A 17024-nucleotide genomic window follows, 5' to 3' on the forward strand; every position below is an offset into this window, starting at 1 on the left:
GCTTTAAGCACTGCCGGCATTCAGCTTGCCACTCACCGCTCTCACCACCAGTCTAACCCTGACGCCAGACACAAGCCGGCTTGCTGGCGATGGCGATATATAGGGCGCAGATGATGTGGCGGCGGTACCGGCCTCATCGCCAGCAAGCCGGCTCCTACAGGTTTCGCGGTGTTTTCAAGCGGCCATTTCCTTCAGGACCCACCATGACAAATCACAACGACATCCTCATTGTCGGCGCTGGCATCCTCGGCCTGTCACACGCCTACGCCGCCGCCCGACGCGGCCTCAAGGTCACGGTCTTCGAGCGCAGCGCCACGCCCCTGGGCGCTTCGGTGCGCAACTTCGGCCAGGCCCTGGTCACCGGCCAGCCGCCGGGCATCATGTCCGAGCTGTCTCGCGCCAGCCGCGACATCTGGGCTCACTGGGCACAACAGGCCGGCTTCGCCCTCAAGCGCAACGGCTCGTACCTGTTCGCCCGCACTGAAGCCGAAGAACATCTGCTGGACGCCTTCTGCGCCGGCCGCGCCGAGGAGCAGGGCTACCGCGTCGAGCTGCTGCGCGGTGCCGCGCTGAACGATCTCTACGGCGGCCAGTTCAGCCATCACCGCGCCGCGCTGCACGGTCTTGACGACCAGCAGCTTTATTCGCGCGAAGCGATCCCGACGCTGATCGACTACCTGCGCCGCGAACTGGGCGTGACCTTCCTCTTCTCGACCCTGGTCCGCGAAGTCGAGCCGGGCCAGTTGCACAGCACCGCCGGTACCTTCCACGCCGAACAGATCATCGTCTGTTCCGGCCACGATTATCAGACCCTGCTGGCCGAACCCATCAGCCAGTTGCAACCGAGCATCTGCCGCCTGCAAATGCTCCGCGCCCGGCCCCAGGTCGAGCTGAACCTGCAACACGCGCTGCTCACCGGCCTCAGCTGCGTGCACTACGGCGCCTTTGCCGATCTGCCGGAGGCGGCGGCCGTCCAGGCCGAGATCCTGCGCGACAGCCCGCACCTGCACGAACACGGCATTCACCTGTTGATCAGCCCGACACCCTATGGCGACCTGATCATCGGCGACTCCCACCACTACGGCAGCGATGCCTCGCCGTTCAATGCCGAACAGGTCGATACCTGGCTGCTGGAACTGGCCGAGCAGACCCTGGGCTGCAAGGTACAGGTGCTGGAGCGTTGGCAGGGCGTCTACGGCTCCAAGGGACCGGGACCCTTTTCGTTCCTCCGCGCCGCGCCAGGCGTGAGTACCGCGCTGATGCACACCGGGGTCGGCATGAGCGTCGGTCCGGCCCTGGCCGAAGGCAATATCGCCCGTTTGCTGGGGGAGTCGGCATGAAGCCCGTCGAGCAGGTACTGGACGAAGTCTTCGGCCTGTACCAGCAGTTCGGCAACGCCGACTACATCGGTGAGCCGGTGTCACAGCTGGAGCATATGTCCCAGGCCGCGCAACTGGCGCTGGCCGAGGGCTTCGATGACGAAGTGGTGCTGGCGGCGTTCTTCCACGATATCGGGCATATCTGCCCGGCCGGCGAACAGCCGACAGGGGATATGGGCGGTTATGGCGTGGTCAGTCACGAGCGCCTTGGTGCCGACTACCTGCGCCGGGCCGGCTTCAGCGAACGGCTGGCGCGGCTGGTGGAGTATCACGTCCAGGCCAAACGTTTTCTGACGTTGCGCGAGCCCGGGTACTACGAGCGTTTGAGTGAAGCGAGTCGCCGTACCCTGGAGTACCAGGGCGGCGTCATGACGGAGGAAGAGGCCCGGGAGTTTGAGCAGGATCCGCTCTGCGCCGTGAGCCTGCGGATGCGCCATTGGGACGAGCAGGCCAAGCTTGAGGCCGTGCCGGTGCTCGACCTGCAACTGTTGCGCGACAAGGCGGAGCAGTTCCTACGTTGATACCGGCTGAGTGACCACAGGTCCATGCGGATTTGACGCGGGATTCCAGAGACTATTCGGATATAAATAAATACGACCTTGGCTGAAGATGGCTCTCGCAGTTCAAGCACGGCGCGTCGTTGCGCAACTGCCTGAAAGTTCGATTCGACGGTGCTCTCGCCGCACGACTCGATGTTGTCTTCATCCAATAATAATGCCGAGGTCTACACCAATGCTGGAAGCAACCCAACAAGAAAACACCCTTCAGGAAATGACCCTCGAAGAGACCCAGGACGTTCGTGGTTCCGGGTTCTTCACTGATTTCGGTCCGCTCCTCGACCAGGCGGTCGACTGGATCTCCGAAGGCCTGAAGAAAGCCAGCTGATCCCGCTGCCAGGGCGATAGCTATCGCCCATTGCAGGAGCCGGCTTGCCGGTGATGGCGTCCGGATGGGCAACGCGAGACCTGACGGCTTCATCGCCAGACAGCCGGCTCCTGCAGGGTGTGTTGTTTCCTCAGAGTTGTATTCCCTCACTGGCGCGAGCCCTGTCGCGTCGGTTGCCATGCACGAGTTCCCCCTATGCTTGAATTGGGCAAGGTCGCGCCGCGAGCGGCGCTGGCACCTGTGGTCTTTGCCTGGTTCGTCTGCCTGTTTTTCGCCGGTGGCCTGGTCTTGCTGTTTATCGGCAACTACGCGAAGAAAGAAGATGTCCAGGGCCGGATCCTGACCCGCGATGTGGTCCGCATCACCAGTGAACGCCCGGCCCATATCCGCGAGGTACTGGTCGAGGCCGGTGATTCGGTGAGCAAGGACCAGCCCCTGGTGCGCATCCGCGCCCTGGAGCCGGAAAGTTTCAACGAAGGCAGCGACAAACCCCTTTCCGCCCAAAGCGCCGAGCGCCTGGGCAGCCTGCTGGACGATGCCACGGGCGACGAAACCCAGGCTCGTTCGGCCCACGAGACCCAGAAGAAACTCCTGAAATTGCAGATCGAGCAACTGCACAAGGATCTGCAACTCACCGCCACCATCAAGCGTTCGATCCAGCGTCGGGCCGCGATTGCCCAGGAGAATCGCCAGCGTCATGAACGACTGGCGGCCGAAGGCGCGGTGTCCGTGGCGGCGCTGAACGAGGCGATCGTCAAGCACGAGGCGGTGCTCCAGGACCTGGCAAACAACGACCTGGCCCAGGCCAGCGCGCAGCAACGCATCCTCGAACTGGAGCAGCGCGCCAGCGAGGCCGATCACACCCTCACCAGCCGCCTCAGCGACCTCGCCCGGCAACGCCACGAGCTGCGCGAACGCCTCGAAAATCTCAACAAGAGCCAGGAATATGTCCTGCTGTCACCCGTCGAAGGAGTGGTCGATGCCGTCTCGGTGTTCCCCGGCGCCCGCGCCCAGGGCGGTCAGCCGATGATGTTGCTGCGCATCAGCCGGGCGCTGCACGAGGCGCCGGTGGTGGTCCTCGATGTCAGTCCGGCGGCCATCGGTTTTGCCGGCGCCGGCACCGAAGTCATCGTGCGGGTCGATGCGTTTCCCTATGAGCGTTACGGCGTGATCAAGGGGCAGATCGTCCGTAGCACCGCCAGTACTTATCTGGAGGCCCCGCCCGGTGCCAGGACCGATGGCGAGGAACCGGGGCCGACCTATCGGGCCGAGGTGAAGCTCGACTTTTCCGACCCGCGCACCAAGATCCGCCAGGATTGGCTCAAGGACGGCATGACCCTCAGCGGCTCGTTGCGCCTGGAACGCCTGAACCTGATGGAGTGGCTGTTCCTGCCGGTGCTCCGTGGGCTGGCGGGCAATCCGGACTATCTGCCGGCGCTGGGCACTCCGGCGCGGCCTGTGGATAAGTCGGCATGAGCCGGCTCAAGCAATCGCTGCGCGAGGCCCTGGCCCGTTCGCGGCAGTTGTTCCAGCGCACGGTCCCGGTGATTCTCCAGGACGAAATGTCCGAATGCGGCATGGCCTCGATTGCCATGGTCGCCGGTTATCACGGCAAGGCCCTGAGCCTGCGCGAGATGCGCCAGCGCTACCGGGTGGCGCGGGACGGCATGTCGCTGTTCCAGGTGATCAAGGTCAGCGAGGAACTGGGTTTCAGTTGTCGCCCGCTGCGCTTGCAACTGCACGACGTACGGCAACTGCGCGCACCGTCGATCCTGTTCTGGAACAACATGCACTTCGTCGTGCTGCAATCCACCAACCGCCAGGGACTGCATATCGTCGATCCGGCGGTGGGGCGACGCTTCTATACCTGGGAAGAAGCGCTGTCGATGTTCAGTGGCGCGGCCCTGGAAATGCTCCCGGGGCTGGGCTTCACCACCCAGGTCCGTCGGCGCGTTCCCGGTACCTTCGGTCCGCTCGGCGTCCTGCGCAAAAACACCTGGTTGTTGCGCTACCTGGTGCCCATGGGCCTGCTGTCGGTGGTCGGCTACTTCGGCGCCATCGCCGCGCCCAAACTGTTCTCCCTGACCATCGATGAAGTGGTGGCGAAGAACGATGAGGATTTCCTCTTTCTGATCCTCTATGTCTTTGGCGGGATCTTTCTGTTCAAGAGCCTCGCCGCCTGGCTGCGGGCGGTCCTCGACATGCGCCTGCGCATCGCCCTGAGCCAGGACCTGTCCACCGGGGTTATCGCCTGGCTGCTGCGCCTGCCGGTGAGCTACTTCGAACGCCGCGCGCCCGGCGATATCCTGCGGCGGACCCAGGCCACCGACAAAGCGTTCGTGCAGTTCACCGCCGGCTGGATGGACATCGCCATCGACCTGGCCTTCGGGGTGGCGTTCCTCGCGCTGATGGCCTTGATCAACGCCAAGCTGGCGGCCCTGTCGCTGCTGTTGTGCCTGCTGTTCTTTGTCTTTCGCGGCGTGACCCTGCCGGTCATGGAGAAACACCACAAGACCTCGATCGAAGCCGAAACGGCGCGCAACGTGACCCTGCTCGGCACCCTGGGCAATGTCGAGTCGATGAAACTCTACAACTACGAGGCGGCGAAGCTGGCGAACTGGAGCAACCAGCACACCGACACCGAAATGGCCCGCGCCGGCGTCCAGCGTTTGCAGGCGATGAACCAGGTGGTGCATGAAGGGCTGTCCCATGGTCATTCGCTGCTGGTCAGCGCCCTCGGTGCGTTGGCCGTGCTCCACGGCGAGAACAGCGTCGGCGACCTGTTCGCCTTTGTCCTCTACAAGGACATGTTCATGGGCTGTGCGCTGAAGGTGGTCGACAGCTACATGAACCTGCGGCTGGTGAAGGTCGAGCTCAAGCGGGTCGAGGAAATCGTCGATGAGCCGGTCGAGCAGGTGGAGTCGAGCGTGTACAGCGCCGATCCCCTCGGCCAGCATCAGCCCTTGCGCTCGATCCAGATCGAAGGCGCACGCTTTCGCTACAGCTCGTTCGACCGGCCGACCTTCGAGGACCTGAGTTTCAGCCTGGAAGGCCCGTGCCGTCGCATCGCAATATTCGGCCCTTCGGGCTGCGGCAAGAGCACCTTCCTGAAAGTGCTCGCCGGGTTCTATGCCCTGGACACCGGGCGCTTCAGGATCAATGGCCAGGCGATGCGGCATTTCGGTTTGCGCCGCTATCGCCAGAGCGTGGCCTATGTCACGGCCCACGATGAAATCATCGCCGGGACGGTGATCGAGAACATCCTGATGGACAGCGACCCGCTGGACGGCACGCGTTTGCAGAGCTGTGTCGAGCAGGCCGGGTTGTTGGAAAGCATCCTGAAACTGAGCAACGGCTTCAACACCTTGCTCGGGCCCATGGGTGTGCAATTGTCCTCGGGCCAGAAGCAACGTTTGCTGATTGCCCGGGCGCTGTATCGGCGCCCGGAGCTGTTGTTGCTCGATGAGCCGACTTCCCACCTGGACCCCAGCGCCCGTGATGTGATTATCGAGACCGTGCGCCGCTTGCCCATGCTCTGCGTGATCGTGACCCACGACAAGGCCGTGGCCCTGGCCTGCGACACGGTGCTGCTGATGCACCAGGGGCGTTTGCGGCCCCTGGCCGGCGCGCCGCGATGAATCCGTTTCGTCCAGGTTGGCCGATCCGCCGCTGGTTGTGGTGGATGCGCTGCAAGGCCGGGTTGCGCGCGCGTCTGCTGAAAGGGCTGGCGCCGATCTTTCGATTGAAGGTCGCACAGCGTTGCTTGCCGCTGTTGCCGGCCATGCTGCTGCGGCTGCCCTCGGCGTGGCGTGGCGCGGACTACAACGCCTGTCGACAGAACCTCGAACTGTTCGGACTGGAACCCCGCGCCTGTCGGCTGCTGGCTTGTCGCTACGGTGCCATCCAGTTGCAGTGCGCTATCTATCAGAGGCTTTACCCACGCCATCATCCCGAGCGCTTGCGCGCCTGGATTCGTGCGATCGCCTGGAACGATCCCCGGCAACACTGGCCGCGCACGCGGGTGCGTTCGACGATCATCGTGCTGGCCCACACGGGGGAATACTGGATGGCGGTGGCCTGCATCATCGAACGTTGCCCACCACCGAAGCGTTTCATCATTCCGATCTGGAACTTCAACGATCCCCTGACCCGACGCTCCCTCAAGAGCCTGGAGGCTTTCGGGCACCGCGTGGATATTCTCGACAGCAACGCGCCGAAGACCGCGCTGGCGATTGCCCGGGCGCTCAAGCGTGGCGACCAGGTGATCATCTTTGCCGACCTGCCGGTGAGTTTCGGCGGCGTGCGTTCCGGCGAGCCGGTGGACGGCCGGCTGTTTGGCCGCGCCGCGCAATTCGTCAAAGGGCCGATGTTCCTGGCGGCGAAAATGAAGTGCGACGTGCTGCTGGCGGGGCATCGTGCCGAGCTTGGCGGCTGTGGTGAGCTGCATGTGATCCAGTGGATCACCCGCGCCGCCGCGCCGCAGATGCAGGCGCAATGGGCCCTGGCGATGGAGTCGTTCATTGCCGAGGCCCCCGAGCACTGGTTCTACCTGTCACGGCTGGAAGCCTTCTATCAGCGACAGAAGACTTCGGACGAGAAGGCCTCGGGACTGCCGGGTCTGCTGCAACGGCGGGGGCTTGGAGGATGAGGTGTTATCTGGGACTGCTGGTCTTGCTGTTGGCGGGGTGTTCGTTTATCCCCGACTATCAGCGGCCGTCGTCGAACGTGGCCGAGCACTGGCGTGACCCGGGCTCGCAGGGCGATGCCGCGCCGTTACCGGACTGGCGCACGGTTTTTCTCGATCCCGAGCTGCAAGCACTGATCGAACTGGCGCGGGTCCACAACCATGATCTGCAGGTGGCCGTCTTGCGCATCGACGAGGCGCGGGCGCTGTATGGGATTTCCGCCGCCGAGCAATGGCCTGGCGGCGGGATTGACGGCTCGGTACAACGGCAGAAGATTTCCGCTGCGGACTCTCCCATCGGAAAATCGGTGATTCGCGAGCAAGGGCAGTTCCGGCTGGGGATCACGGCTTTTGAGCTGGATCTCTGGGGCCGGGTCCGGGCGTTGAAAACCGAAGCCGGGCAACGCCTGGTGGCCCGTGAGGAAGATGCCCTGAGCGTGCAGATCGGTCTGGTCGGCGAGGTGGCGACGGCTTACTACGAGCACCGTGCCTACCTTGAATTGCACCGGCAGAACCGGCAGTTGCTGGAGCGGGCGGGGGAGTCGAAACGCCTGATCGCTCGCCGCCAGGAATTCGGACTGGCGAGCGAGCTGGAGTTGCGCCAGGCCGATACGCTGGCCCTGACCCTGGAGGCCGAGATGGCCGAGGCGGCCCGGCAACAGGGGCTGGCGCTGAACCGCCTGGAATTGCTGGTGGGCACGACGATTGATCCTGCGCGGTTGTCCGCCTGGGAATGGAACGAAGGGCCGCGGTTGCCGGAGATCGCCCCGGGCCTGCCTTCCGAGTTGTTGGTGCGTCGCCCGGATATTCGCGCCGCCGAGGCCCGGCTCCAGGCTTTCAACGCCAATATCGGGGCCGCCCGGGCGGCCTTTCTGCCGAGCATTTCCCTGACCGGTTTCTTCGGCGCCAGCAGCCCGCAGTTGAGTGAACTGTTTTCCGGCGAGGCCAAGGGCTGGTCCTTCACTCCCGCCGTGACTTTGCCGCTGTTCGATATCGGTCGACGCTTCACGCAGCTCGAACTGTCGAAGGTGCAGCGTGATATCGCCGTCGTCGAGTATCAGCGTTCGATCCAGCAGGCCTTTCGTGAAGTGGCCGACGCATTGGGTTCGAACGAACCGCTCAATCGGCAGCTCGATGCGCAGCAACGGCTGGTGCTGAACGAATCGCGCCGCGTCGAGTTGGCGCAACTGCTCCATCAGGATGGCTTGAACAGCTACCTCGAAGTGCTCGACGCCCAGCGCGGCCTGAGCACGGCACGACAAGCGCTGATCCGGACCCGCCTGTTGCAGGTGAGCAATCGCATCGCCCTGTACAAGAGCCTGGGCGGTGGTTGGTCCTGAGTGTTGCCGTGTCCCTCGACACAGAGCGCGGTTTCGCACACAGGCTCAGGAATCCTGGTCTGGTGGCTGAAAGATGCGCTGCACTAAGGTGGTGGCTCACATGGAAAGGAGTTTTTTATGCGTTATTTGAGAATGACCGCCCAGGATCGCAGCGGCAATGGCCGGGCTGATACGGTGTTGCTGCGTTTTTATGAGGAAGTGCCCGGCAAGCCCGACAAGCTGGTGCTCAAGGCGGCAGCGGTCGATATGACCGCCGATGGGGTGACGGATTTGCAGTTCGGCGGTGACGTCAACGGTGATGGCAGGGACAACGCCAAGGATGAAAAACTGCTCAGGGCCTTTGCCAACCAGTTCCTGAAGCTTGGCTGGTTCAACCGCGGGAAAAACTGGCAGCGCTATATCAAGGTGTTTGCCGAGAACTATCACCACGACAAGTCACCGAATGTGGTGAGGCTGCATCTTCATGAAGGGACGGGGACGCCGAGAAACCAGACCCTGGTCTTCAAGGCCTCGGCCCATGACACCGACAATAATGGGACGCTGGATTCGGTGGTTTATTTCGATGTCGACGGTGAGGGTATTGTCAGCCGGGCTGAAGAGGAATGGATCAAGTCCATGGGTCGGACCTTTCTGAAGTTCAAATGGTATAGCTGACAACTCCGTTTCAGGTCTCAGCCAGACGTTGCAGCAACAGGTCGATTTGCTCCTGGCGTTCTGGCTGGTTCAACCGGGCCTGGGGGTTGAGCGACGACCACTGCGGATGTGCCCGGGCCTTGTGCAAGGCTTCGGGCAGTTTGCCCTCACGCCAGGTGCTATCCACCGGCAGGCTCATCTTGATGCTTTCCATTGCCGCATGCCCACGGGCCTCGAGGGCTTGCAGCAGTTGCCGTTGGCGCAGCGCCAGCAGACGCAGCACGCTGTCGTCGACGGTCAGTTCCCGTTGCCCCTTGAGTTTGCCCAGCAGGCGGCTGCCATAGCCGCGGACGGTTTGCAGGGCGCCGCCGGCGAGGGCACCGGCCAGGGCCGCCGCGCCGAGGGTCAGGCCACCCACCAGCAGGTCGATACCGGCACCGGCCGCCGCACCGGCGGCAATCCCTCCACCGACTTTCACACCGAGTTGCTTGAGGGTTTCCGGATTGAACAGATCGTCGCCCCAGCGTCCGTCCAATAGCGGCAGGTCGCCAGCCGCCGCATCGCCACGGCGGAACCCGTAGAGCTTGAGCAGGGCTTCGACACAGCGTTGCTCCCGTTGGCGCACGGCCTGGCGCAGTTCGGCGATGGCTTGGGTCTGCGCGTCGGCGGCGCTGATTACGCTGCGCCGACAGGCCGCACAGTCGATCAGCAGTTCGGCGATCAGTCGATTGGCGCTTTGCCGACGGGCGCGACGTTGTGCCTCCAGGTCGAGGACCAGCCGTTCCAGTTGCGGGCGGGCGCCTTCGAGCAACAGCGCAAGGCTTTCATACAGCCGTCGCTCGCCGTCTTCCGGCGGCGCCACGCTGTCGAACCGCACCAGGGCGTGCAGGCCCAGGCGGGCCAGGGCTTCGCGCCATTCCGGCTCGCGCTGCTCGGCGCTGCTGACAAAGTTGAGTACCGGCAACAATGGCTTGCCGCAACTGGCGAGCACGCTCAGTTCGTCGCGGTACTTGGCCAGCACCGGCTCGCGGGCGTCGATCACATAAAGCCCGGCGTCCGAGGCCAGCAACTGGCGCAGCACCTTGGCTTCCTGTTCGAAGCGCTGGCGGGCTTCGCTGCCGTCGAGAAACCGCGCGACGCGGGCCGGGCCGTCGAGGCGTTCGCCCGGGCGGTCCAGGCGTTCGAGGTAGTCGAGCAGGGCGATGGCGTCTTCCAGGCCCGGCGTGTCGTAGAGTTCGAGCAGGGCTTCGCCGTCCACCGACAGCCGCGCGCCCTCCACGTGCCGGGTGGTGCTGGGGCGGTGGGAGACTTCGCCGAAGCCGACGTCCCGGGTCAGGGTGCGCAGCAGCGACGTCTTGCCGACATTGGTGTGGCCGACCACGGCCAGTTTCAGGGCTTTAGTCATGGCCGGTCTCCAGCCAGTTCAGCGGAGCGCTGTCGGCGAAAGGCAGTTCCAGTTGTTGCAGGGCACTGTGCCAGTCGCCGAGGCGGTCAGCGTCCAGCGCCTGGCCGGGCGGCGCTTGCAGCAGCCAGACGCGGGTCGCGCCGGCGCTGCGGGCCAGTTCGGCGATCAGCCCGAGGCTGCCACGGTCCGGCGAGCGCCGAGGGTCGCAGGCAATCGCCAGGCGCGCCGGTGGGAAGCGGGTCAATTGTTCGAGAAGCTTGTTCCGGGATTCGCGGCTGTCGAGGATACCGGCGTCCTTTACGGTTTTCGGCAAGGTCGGCGGCCAGGGGCGCTGGTTGTCCAGCTCGATGGCCACCAGCAAGGCGCCTTCGCTCTCCACGGCACTGACTCCGCTCTGGGCGTTGTGCAGCGTGTCCGGCGCCGCATCGCTGACCCCCAGGCGTTCGCTGCTGGGCATCAACCGTTCACGCAGTTGCGCGTAGCCGGGCAGGTTGAGGTCCAGGCTCAGGGCGCGGCTGCCACGGCGCCAGCGCCACAGGCAAAACCCCGCCAGCAGCAGGCGCGGCAACACGCCATAGACTACCAGCACCCCCACCAGCCAGGAGGCCCAGGCGTGCCGGGCGTTCTCCAGGTTCAGCGCGGTATTGCCGCTGGCACGGATCATCTCCGGGTCGGGCAGGCCGAATCCGAGCAGGGCGGGCAGGGCGCCGAGGGCCTGGGTCACCGTGACAAAGGTGTCGCCGCGCAGCAGGGTGGTTTCCCAGACAAAACCGTAGCGCCGGGTCGACATCAACATCAGCAGCAGGACCAGGGCGCTGAGCATGGCCAGCAACCACAGGCCGTGGACCACGCTGCCGATGGCCCAGCGATTGAGGCGTCGGCGCTGGAGCATCAGCAACAGGGCCGGGGCCAATTGCGCGGCCTGGGCATCGCGGGCGAGTTTTTCACTGAGCCACAGCCAGAGGCGGCCGAAGCTGGCCGCGTGTTCACCGGCGAAGATAAGGCCGATGGCCCAACTCAGCAGCAACAGCAGGTTCAGCCCGAGGAGGCTGCCCAGGGCCCAGAACACATTGACCGGCGCCTGGCCGTTGCCCAGGGCGGCGAAGGCCATGCCGGCGCCGCTGACGATCACCAGCATCGCGAGGACCAGCAGCGCCAGGCGTGCGCCTTGCAGCCAATGGTGCAGCGCGTTGAGCAGGCCATCTCGTTCGGCCAGCCAGAGGGCGCGGTGCTGGATGCGGGTCGGCAGGTCGCCTCCCGCGGCGCGGGCGCGGCGATTGGCTTCGAGGTCTTCCAGCGGGCCTGCCTGTTCTTCGCGCAGGCGCACCGTCTCGGTCAGCCAGAGGCGGTGCAGGGGAGTCGGTTCAGTCACGCGGCGTCCTGGGCTCAAGTGAGCTGGAAGCATAACCGCTGTGGCGGGTAGCTGCATCCCGCTGTCCCTTGTGGAACGACCGAGTTAATTTTGTCGGCGTATGTCCGAGTCGGCCCATGGGCTCTGGTATCCTCGGCGGCATGAACAGAACTCTCCCTTTAAGCCTGATCGCGGCCCTCGGTGAAAACCGCGTGATCGGCGTCGACAACAGCATGCCCTGGCATTTGCCGGCGGATTTCAAATACTTCAAGGCCACGACCCTCGGCAAGCCGATCATCATGGGGCGCAAGACCTGGGACTCGCTGGGACGGCCATTGCCGGGCCGGTTGAACCTGGTGGTCAGTCGCCAGGCCGGTTTGCAGCTGGAGGGCGCGGAGGTTTTTCCGTCGCTTGCGGCGGCGCTGGTGCGCGCTGAGGCGTGGGCGTTGGAGCAGGGCGCGAGCGAGCTGATGCTGATCGGCGGGGCGCAGCTGTACACCCAGGGGTTGGAGCAGGCGGACCGGTTGTACTTGACCCGCGTAGCGCTGAGCCCGGAGGGGGATGCCTGGTTTCCGCAGATCGATGAGAGCCAGTGGCAGTTGGTCTCGGATGAACCGCACCCGGCGACGGATGGCAAACCGGCGTTCAGTTTCGAAGTCTGGGAGAAGCGCTAAGAGCTTCGCGGGCAAGCCCTGCTCCTACATGAGCGTGTCGGACACAAATTTTGCGTACGACAAAAAACTGCAGGAGCAGGGCTTGCCCGCGAAGGCGATCTATCAGGCGCGGCAGGACTCAAGCCTGCGCCAATTCCCCATGCTCTTCAGCCTCCAGCAAGGCCTTGTCGGTCTGCTGCATGACCTGGCTGGTGATCGCCCCGGCGGTGATCGAGCCGCTCACGTTCAACGCCGTGCGGCCCATGTCGATCAGCGGCTCCACGGAAATCAGCAACGCCACCAGTGACACCGGCAAGCCCATCGCCGGCAGCACGATCAGCGCGGCGAACGTCGCCCCGCCACCGACCCCGGCCACCCCGGCCGAACTCAAGGTCACAATGGCCACCAACGTCGCGATCCACAGCGGGTCCAGCGGGTTGATCCCCACCGTCGGCGCCACCATCACCGCCAGCATCGCCGGATACAGCCCGGCACAACCGTTCTGGCCGATGGTCGCGCCGAACGAGGCGGCAAAGCTGGCAATCGACTGTGGAATCCCCAAGCGCCGGGTCTGGGCCTCAATGCTCAGCGGAATGCTCGCCGCGCTGGAGCGGCTGGTGAAGGCAAAGGTCAGCACCGGCCAGATCTTGCGGAAGAAGCGCAGCGGGTTGATCCCGGCCAGGGACACCAGCAGCCCGTGAACCCCGAACATCAAGGCCAGGCCGATATATGACACCACCACGAAACTGCCGAGCTTGATGATGTCCTGCAGGTTGGAACCGGCAACTACCTTGGTCATCAGCGCCAGCACGCCGTAGGGCGTGAGCTTCATCACCAGGCGCACCAGGCGCGTGACCCAGGCTTGCAGGGTGTCGATGGCATTCACCACCTTCCGGCCCTTCTCGGCATCATCCTTGAGCAGTTGCAGCGCGGCCACGCCCATGAACGCGGCAAAGATCACCACGCTGATGATCGAGGTCGGCTTGGCCCGAGCCAGGTCGGCGAAGGGGTTCTGCGGGATGAACGAAAGCAGCAACTGCGGCACATTGAGGTCGGCGACCTTGCCCGCGTAATCGCTCTGGATCACTTGCAGACGGGCCAATTCCTGGGTGCCGGCCACCAGGCCTTCGGCGGTGAGGCCGAACAGGTTGGTCAGGCCGATACCGATCAGCGCGGCAATGGCCGTGGTGAACAGCAGCGTGCCGATGGTCAGAAAGCTGATCTTGCCCAGGGACGTGGCGTTGTGCAGGCGGGCCACGGCGCTGAGGATCGAGGCGAACACCAGCGGGATCACGATCATCTGCAGCAATTGCACGTAGCCATTGCCGACCAGGTCGAACCAGCCAATGGAGGCTTTGAGCACCGGATTGCCGGCACCATAGATGCTGTGCAGGGCAACCCCGAAGAGCACCCCGAGGACCAGGGCGAGCAGCACTTTTTTCGCCAGGCTGAAGGTGGTGCGACGGGTTTGGGCCAGGCCCAGCAGCAGGGCGAGGAACACCAGCAGGTTGAGAATCAGCGGCAGATTCATTGAAGCTCCGGAAAACGATAGGTGCCAATTACCCTAGTCGGCAATTGCGAACCGGTAAGCCTAACAGCTTGATAAATATGGATTTAATATCGATATGGAATGGCTGCCATCGCTTTTGGAATAAGCCGCTGGCGCTTGGGCGTGGTGACGTGACCGGAACACGGGGAAGCATGGATGAAGACTGTCATGGACATTTGCCTGGGCTGTTGCTGTTTGATACTAATAAGTTGAAACTTAAGAAGTTTCACAATCGGACTTATCTTATAAATATTAAGTATTGCTTTTCTTTTGGGGTGGCTGACGGAAGGCTTGAAGTTCGGGTGAGGACTAAATAGTATTTATTTCGAGCTTTAGACCGTGTTGTGTACGGAGCGGGCCCAGGGTCGTTGCGTCTATAACGCTTTTGATTTTATAGGGATGCTGTTCAGTTTTAAATGAACTGAGTTGAGCTGGGAGGCGATAAGCTGTGGGTGTTTCAAATGTGTTCTTGTGTGCGGCCAAGTCTGCAGGTGCCATTAAAAAAGAAAAATTCAGTCAAGGGAAACTGATCAAGGCCGAGCAAAGCTCAATTATCCGCCAAGGCATTTGTGGCGGGATAAGCATGATTTTTTTGGGGCTCTATGCCAAGCATGGACTGCGCAGCTTGACGGATGCAAAATCATATAGTTGGTCCGCTTTATTGGAGTTTGGGCTCAAGATTCAAAACGGATTGGGGGAGGTTCATGTCGATGGTGTTGGTCAGACGGCTAGCCAGGCAAGTGCTCAGGCATTGGCTATTAACTGTACCCGCTTGGGACCTGTCGTTGGCTTGAAATTTGTGAAAATGTATCCTGTCTTGACATGGCCCTGCCAGGAACGGATATCGAGAATTGTCATGTCTGAGCCGGGGTATTACTTGATAGGCATTCCCGGTCATTATGTGACAGCTGTTTGTAGCCGCTCAGGTTCGACGGTTTTCTTTGATTGTAATGCGGGCGCGGCCGAGTTTAGTGGCGTCGATGGAATGAATAGAATGTTAGCGGGGTACTTTAATAATAAGCAGGTGATGGATCTCTATACGGGGAGCACAAACAACGTGCATATCATGCGTTTTGATGCCATGTAATGAACTCATCGACGCTCCAGAAACATGCTTTCAAAAAGAACCGGCGCCTGGGCGCCGGTTTTTTTGACACATATATGCCTTAGAGACCGTCGAGCATCGCCTTGTTGCGCACCGCGCCCTTGTCTGCGCTGGTGGCCAGCAGGGCATAGGCCTTCAAGGCCGTGGTCACCTTGCGTGGACGCACTTCCACCGGCTTCCAGCCTTTCTTGTCCTGTTCGGCGCGACGTGCCGCCAGCACTTCATCACTGACCAACAGGTTGATCGAGCGATTCGGAATGTCGATCAGCACCTTGTCGCCGTCCTGAACCAAACCAATCGCGCCACCCGCGGCTGCTTCCGGGGAAGCATGGCCGATGGACAGGCCCGAGGTGCCGCCGGAGAAACGCCCGTCGGTCAGCAGGGCGCAGGCTTTGCCCAGGCCCTTGGACTTCAGGTAGGACGTCGGGTAGAGCATTTCCTGCATGCCCGGACCGCCTTTCGGGCCTTCGTAACGGATGATCACGATGTCGCCGGCCTGCACTTCGTCGGCGAGGATGCCGCGCACGGCGCTGTCCTGGCTTTCGAAGATCTTCGCGTTGCCTTCGAACACGTGGATCGACTCGTCGACGCCGGCGGTTTTCACCACACAGCCGTCCAGGGCGATATTGCCGTAGAGCACGGCCAGGCCGCCTTCTTTCGAATAGGCGTGCTCGACACTGCGGATGCAGCCGTTTTCACGGTCGTCGTCGAGGGATTCCCAACGGGTCGACTGGCTGAACGCGGTCTGGGTCGGGATACCGGCGGGACCGGCCTTGAAGAAGGTGTGCACCGCTTCATCGCTGGTCTGGGTGATGTCCCACTTGGCGATGCCCTCGGCCAGGGTCTTGCTGTGCACGGTCGGCAGGTCGGTGTGCAGCAGGCCGCCACGGGCCAGTTCGCCGAGGATGCTGAAGATCCCGCCGGCGCGGTGCACGTCCTCCATATGGTACTTCTGGATGTTCGGCGCGACCTTGCACAGCTGCGGCACGTGACGGGACAGGCGGTCGATGTCGTGCAGGTCGAAATCGATCTCGGCTTCCTGGGCGGCAGCCAGCAGGTGCAGGATGGTGTTGGTGGAACCGCCCATGGCGATGTCCAGGGTCATGGCGTTTTCGAACGCCTTGATATTGGCGATATTGCGCGGCAGCACCGAGTCATCGTTGTCGCCGTAGTAACGCTGGCACAGCTCGACGATGGTCCGGCCGGCCTGGAGGAACAGTTGCTCGCGGTCGGAGTGGGTCGCCAAGGCCGAACCGTTGCCCGGCAGGGCCAGGCCCAGGGCTTCGGTGAGGCAGTTCATCGAGTTGGCGGTGAACATGCCGGAGCACGAACCGCACGTCGGGCAAGCGCTGCGCTCGTACTCGGCAACCTTCTCGTCAGAGGCGCTGGAGTCGGCGGCGATGACCATGGCGTCCACCAGGTCGAGGCCGTGGGCGGCCAGTTTGGTCTTGCCGGCTTCCATCGGGCCGCCGGAAACGAAGATCACCGGGATGTTCAGGCGCAGGGCGGCCATCAGCATGCCGGGGGTGATCTTGTCGCAGTTGGAGATGCAGACGATGGCGTCGGCGCAGTGGGCGTTGACCATGTATTCGACGGAGTCGGCGATGATCTCGCGGCTCGGCAGCGAATAGAGCATGCCGTCGTGGCCCATGGCGATGCCGTCATCCACGGCGATGGTGTTGAATTCCTTGGCCACGCCGCCGGCGCGTTCGATCTCGCGGGCGACCAGTTGGCCCATGTCCTTGAGGTGGACATGGCCGGGAACGAACTGGGTGAAGGAGTTGGCGACGGCGATGATCGGTTTCTTGAAATCGGCGTCTTTCATCCCCGTGGCACGCCACAGGGCGCGGGCACCGGCCATGTTGCGGCCGTGGGTGGATGTTTTCGAGCGGTAATCAGGCATGGAGCACTCCGGGCGGCTAATCAGGTACACAAAGGGAAGTGAGCTTCTATGGGCCTCTGGTGCACACCGAAAATAGCCGGGTGCCCGAAAGCTGCCGTTGGCCTCGCGGGATCGCCGCGCGCCTGGGCCTGAGCTCA

Annotated in this window: 14 protein-coding genes; 10 read left to right on the forward strand and 4 right to left on the reverse strand. The window is 63.2% G+C overall.

Annotated features, from left to right (window positions below; genetic code table 11):
• Nucleotides 1-203: 203 nt before the first annotated feature.
• The 8 genes from CWE01_RS32070 to CWE01_RS32100 all read left to right on the forward strand — a co-directional run bounded on the left by CWE01_RS32070 (nt 204) and on the right by CWE01_RS32100 (nt 8942).
• Nucleotides 204-1340, forward strand: coding sequence for a TIGR03364 family FAD-dependent oxidoreductase (locus tag CWE01_RS32070; protein ID WP_100944569.1), 1137 nt, complete (start codon nt 204-206; stop codon nt 1338-1340).
• Nucleotides 1337-1900, forward strand: a complete 564-nt coding sequence (locus CWE01_RS32075) for a phosphonate degradation HD-domain oxygenase (RefSeq protein ID WP_100944570.1) — start codon at nt 1337-1339, stop codon at nt 1898-1900. The genes CWE01_RS32070 and CWE01_RS32075 overlap by 4 nt, the downstream gene beginning before the upstream one ends.
• Nucleotides 1901-2111: 211 nt before the next feature.
• Nucleotides 2112-2264, forward strand: a complete 153-nt coding sequence (locus CWE01_RS33655) for a hypothetical protein (RefSeq protein ID WP_177100966.1) — start codon at nt 2112-2114, stop codon at nt 2262-2264.
• Nucleotides 2265-2459: 195 nt separating this feature from the next.
• Complete coding sequence (locus CWE01_RS32080) at nt 2460-3740, forward strand: HlyD family secretion protein (protein WP_256579440.1); 1281 nt, start codon at nt 2460-2462, stop codon at nt 3738-3740.
• A complete protein-coding gene (locus tag CWE01_RS32085; protein WP_100944571.1) occupies nt 3737-5902 on the forward strand; it encodes a peptidase domain-containing ABC transporter in 2166 nt (721 codons plus the stop codon). Before CWE01_RS32080 ends, CWE01_RS32085 begins: the two co-directional genes overlap by 4 nt.
• A complete protein-coding gene (locus CWE01_RS32090; RefSeq protein ID WP_100944572.1) occupies nt 5899-6912 on the forward strand; it encodes a hypothetical protein in 1014 nt (337 codons plus the stop codon). The genes CWE01_RS32085 and CWE01_RS32090 overlap by 4 nt, the downstream gene beginning before the upstream one ends.
• Nucleotides 6909-8288 (forward strand): efflux transporter outer membrane subunit, encoded by a 1380-nt coding sequence (locus CWE01_RS32095; protein ID WP_100944573.1) that lies wholly within the window; start codon nt 6909-6911, stop codon nt 8286-8288. Before CWE01_RS32090 ends, CWE01_RS32095 begins: the two co-directional genes overlap by 4 nt.
• Before the next feature lie 117 nt (nt 8289-8405).
• Nucleotides 8406-8942, forward strand: coding sequence for a hypothetical protein (locus CWE01_RS32100; protein ID WP_157815315.1), 537 nt, complete (start codon nt 8406-8408; stop codon nt 8940-8942).
• 10 nt (nt 8943-8952) lie between these two features.
• Here CWE01_RS32100 and CWE01_RS32105 read toward each other — a convergent pair whose 3' ends face one another.
• Complete coding sequence (locus CWE01_RS32105; RefSeq protein WP_100944575.1) at nt 8953-10326, reverse strand: DUF3482 domain-containing protein; 1374 nt, start codon at nt 10324-10326, stop codon at nt 8953-8955.
• Nucleotides 10319-11698: a DUF2868 domain-containing protein gene (locus CWE01_RS32110; RefSeq protein ID WP_100944576.1), complete on the reverse strand. Its 1380-nt coding sequence runs from the start codon at nt 11696-11698 to the stop codon at nt 10319-10321. The genes CWE01_RS32105 and CWE01_RS32110 overlap by 8 nt, the downstream gene beginning before the upstream one ends.
• Nucleotides 11699-11838: 140 nt before the next feature.
• Here CWE01_RS32110 and CWE01_RS32115 point away from each other — a divergent pair, with 140 nt between their 5' ends.
• Nucleotides 11839-12351, forward strand: a complete 513-nt coding sequence (locus CWE01_RS32115; protein ID WP_100944660.1) for a dihydrofolate reductase — start codon at nt 11839-11841, stop codon at nt 12349-12351.
• 118 nt (nt 12352-12469) lie between these two features.
• Here the strand turns inward: CWE01_RS32115 and CWE01_RS32120 are convergent, their stop codons facing one another.
• Nucleotides 12470-13861: an L-cystine transporter gene (locus CWE01_RS32120; RefSeq protein ID WP_100944577.1), complete on the reverse strand. Its 1392-nt coding sequence runs from the start codon at nt 13859-13861 to the stop codon at nt 12470-12472.
• Between the two features lie 466 nt (nt 13862-14327).
• On the opposite strand from CWE01_RS32120, the gene CWE01_RS32125 reads away from it, so the two are divergent.
• A complete protein-coding gene (locus tag CWE01_RS32125; RefSeq protein ID WP_100944578.1) occupies nt 14328-14966 on the forward strand; it encodes a hypothetical protein in 639 nt (212 codons plus the stop codon).
• A 79-nt stretch (nt 14967-15045) separates the two neighbouring features.
• On the opposite strand, the gene ilvD is transcribed toward CWE01_RS32125, so the two are convergent.
• A complete protein-coding gene (gene ilvD / locus CWE01_RS32130; RefSeq protein ID WP_100944579.1) occupies nt 15046-16887 on the reverse strand; it encodes a dihydroxy-acid dehydratase in 1842 nt (613 codons plus the stop codon).
• Nucleotides 16888-17024 lie beyond the last annotated feature (137 nt).

It is taken from the genome of Pseudomonas sp. QS1027, assembly GCF_002814235.1.
Lineage (GTDB): Bacteria > Pseudomonadota > Gammaproteobacteria > Pseudomonadales > Pseudomonadaceae > Aquipseudomonas.

Bases quoted from the DNA above. Each gene is read 5' to 3' on its own strand.
- CWE01_RS32075 (WP_100944570.1), top strand. From the start codon at position 1,337: ATGAAGCCCGTCGAGCAGGTACTGGACGAAGTCTTCGGCCTGTACCAG.
- CWE01_RS32070 (WP_100944569.1), top strand. From the start codon at position 204: ATGACAAATCACAACGACATCCTCATTGTCGGCGCTGGCATCCTCGGC.
- ilvD (WP_100944579.1), bottom strand. From the start codon at position 16,887: ATGCCTGATTACCGCTCGAAAACATCCACCCACGGCCGCAACATGGCC.
- CWE01_RS32115 (WP_100944660.1), top strand. From the start codon at position 11,839: ATGAACAGAACTCTCCCTTTAAGCCTGATCGCGGCCCTCGGTGAAAAC.
- CWE01_RS32085 (WP_100944571.1), top strand. From the start codon at position 3,737: ATGAGCCGGCTCAAGCAATCGCTGCGCGAGGCCCTGGCCCGTTCGCGG.
- CWE01_RS32090 (WP_100944572.1), top strand. From the start codon at position 5,899: ATGAATCCGTTTCGTCCAGGTTGGCCGATCCGCCGCTGGTTGTGGTGG.
- CWE01_RS32120 (WP_100944577.1), bottom strand. From the start codon at position 13,861: ATGAATCTGCCGCTGATTCTCAACCTGCTGGTGTTCCTCGCCCTGCTG.
- CWE01_RS33655 (WP_177100966.1), top strand. From the start codon at position 2,112: ATGCTGGAAGCAACCCAACAAGAAAACACCCTTCAGGAAATGACCCTC.
- CWE01_RS32105 (WP_100944575.1), bottom strand. From the start codon at position 10,326: ATGACTAAAGCCCTGAAACTGGCCGTGGTCGGCCACACCAATGTCGGC.
- CWE01_RS32095 (WP_100944573.1), top strand. From the start codon at position 6,909: ATGAGGTGTTATCTGGGACTGCTGGTCTTGCTGTTGGCGGGGTGTTCG.
- CWE01_RS32100 (WP_157815315.1), top strand. From the start codon at position 8,406: ATGCGTTATTTGAGAATGACCGCCCAGGATCGCAGCGGCAATGGCCGG.
- CWE01_RS32080 (WP_256579440.1), top strand. From the start codon at position 2,460: ATGCTTGAATTGGGCAAGGTCGCGCCGCGAGCGGCGCTGGCACCTGTG.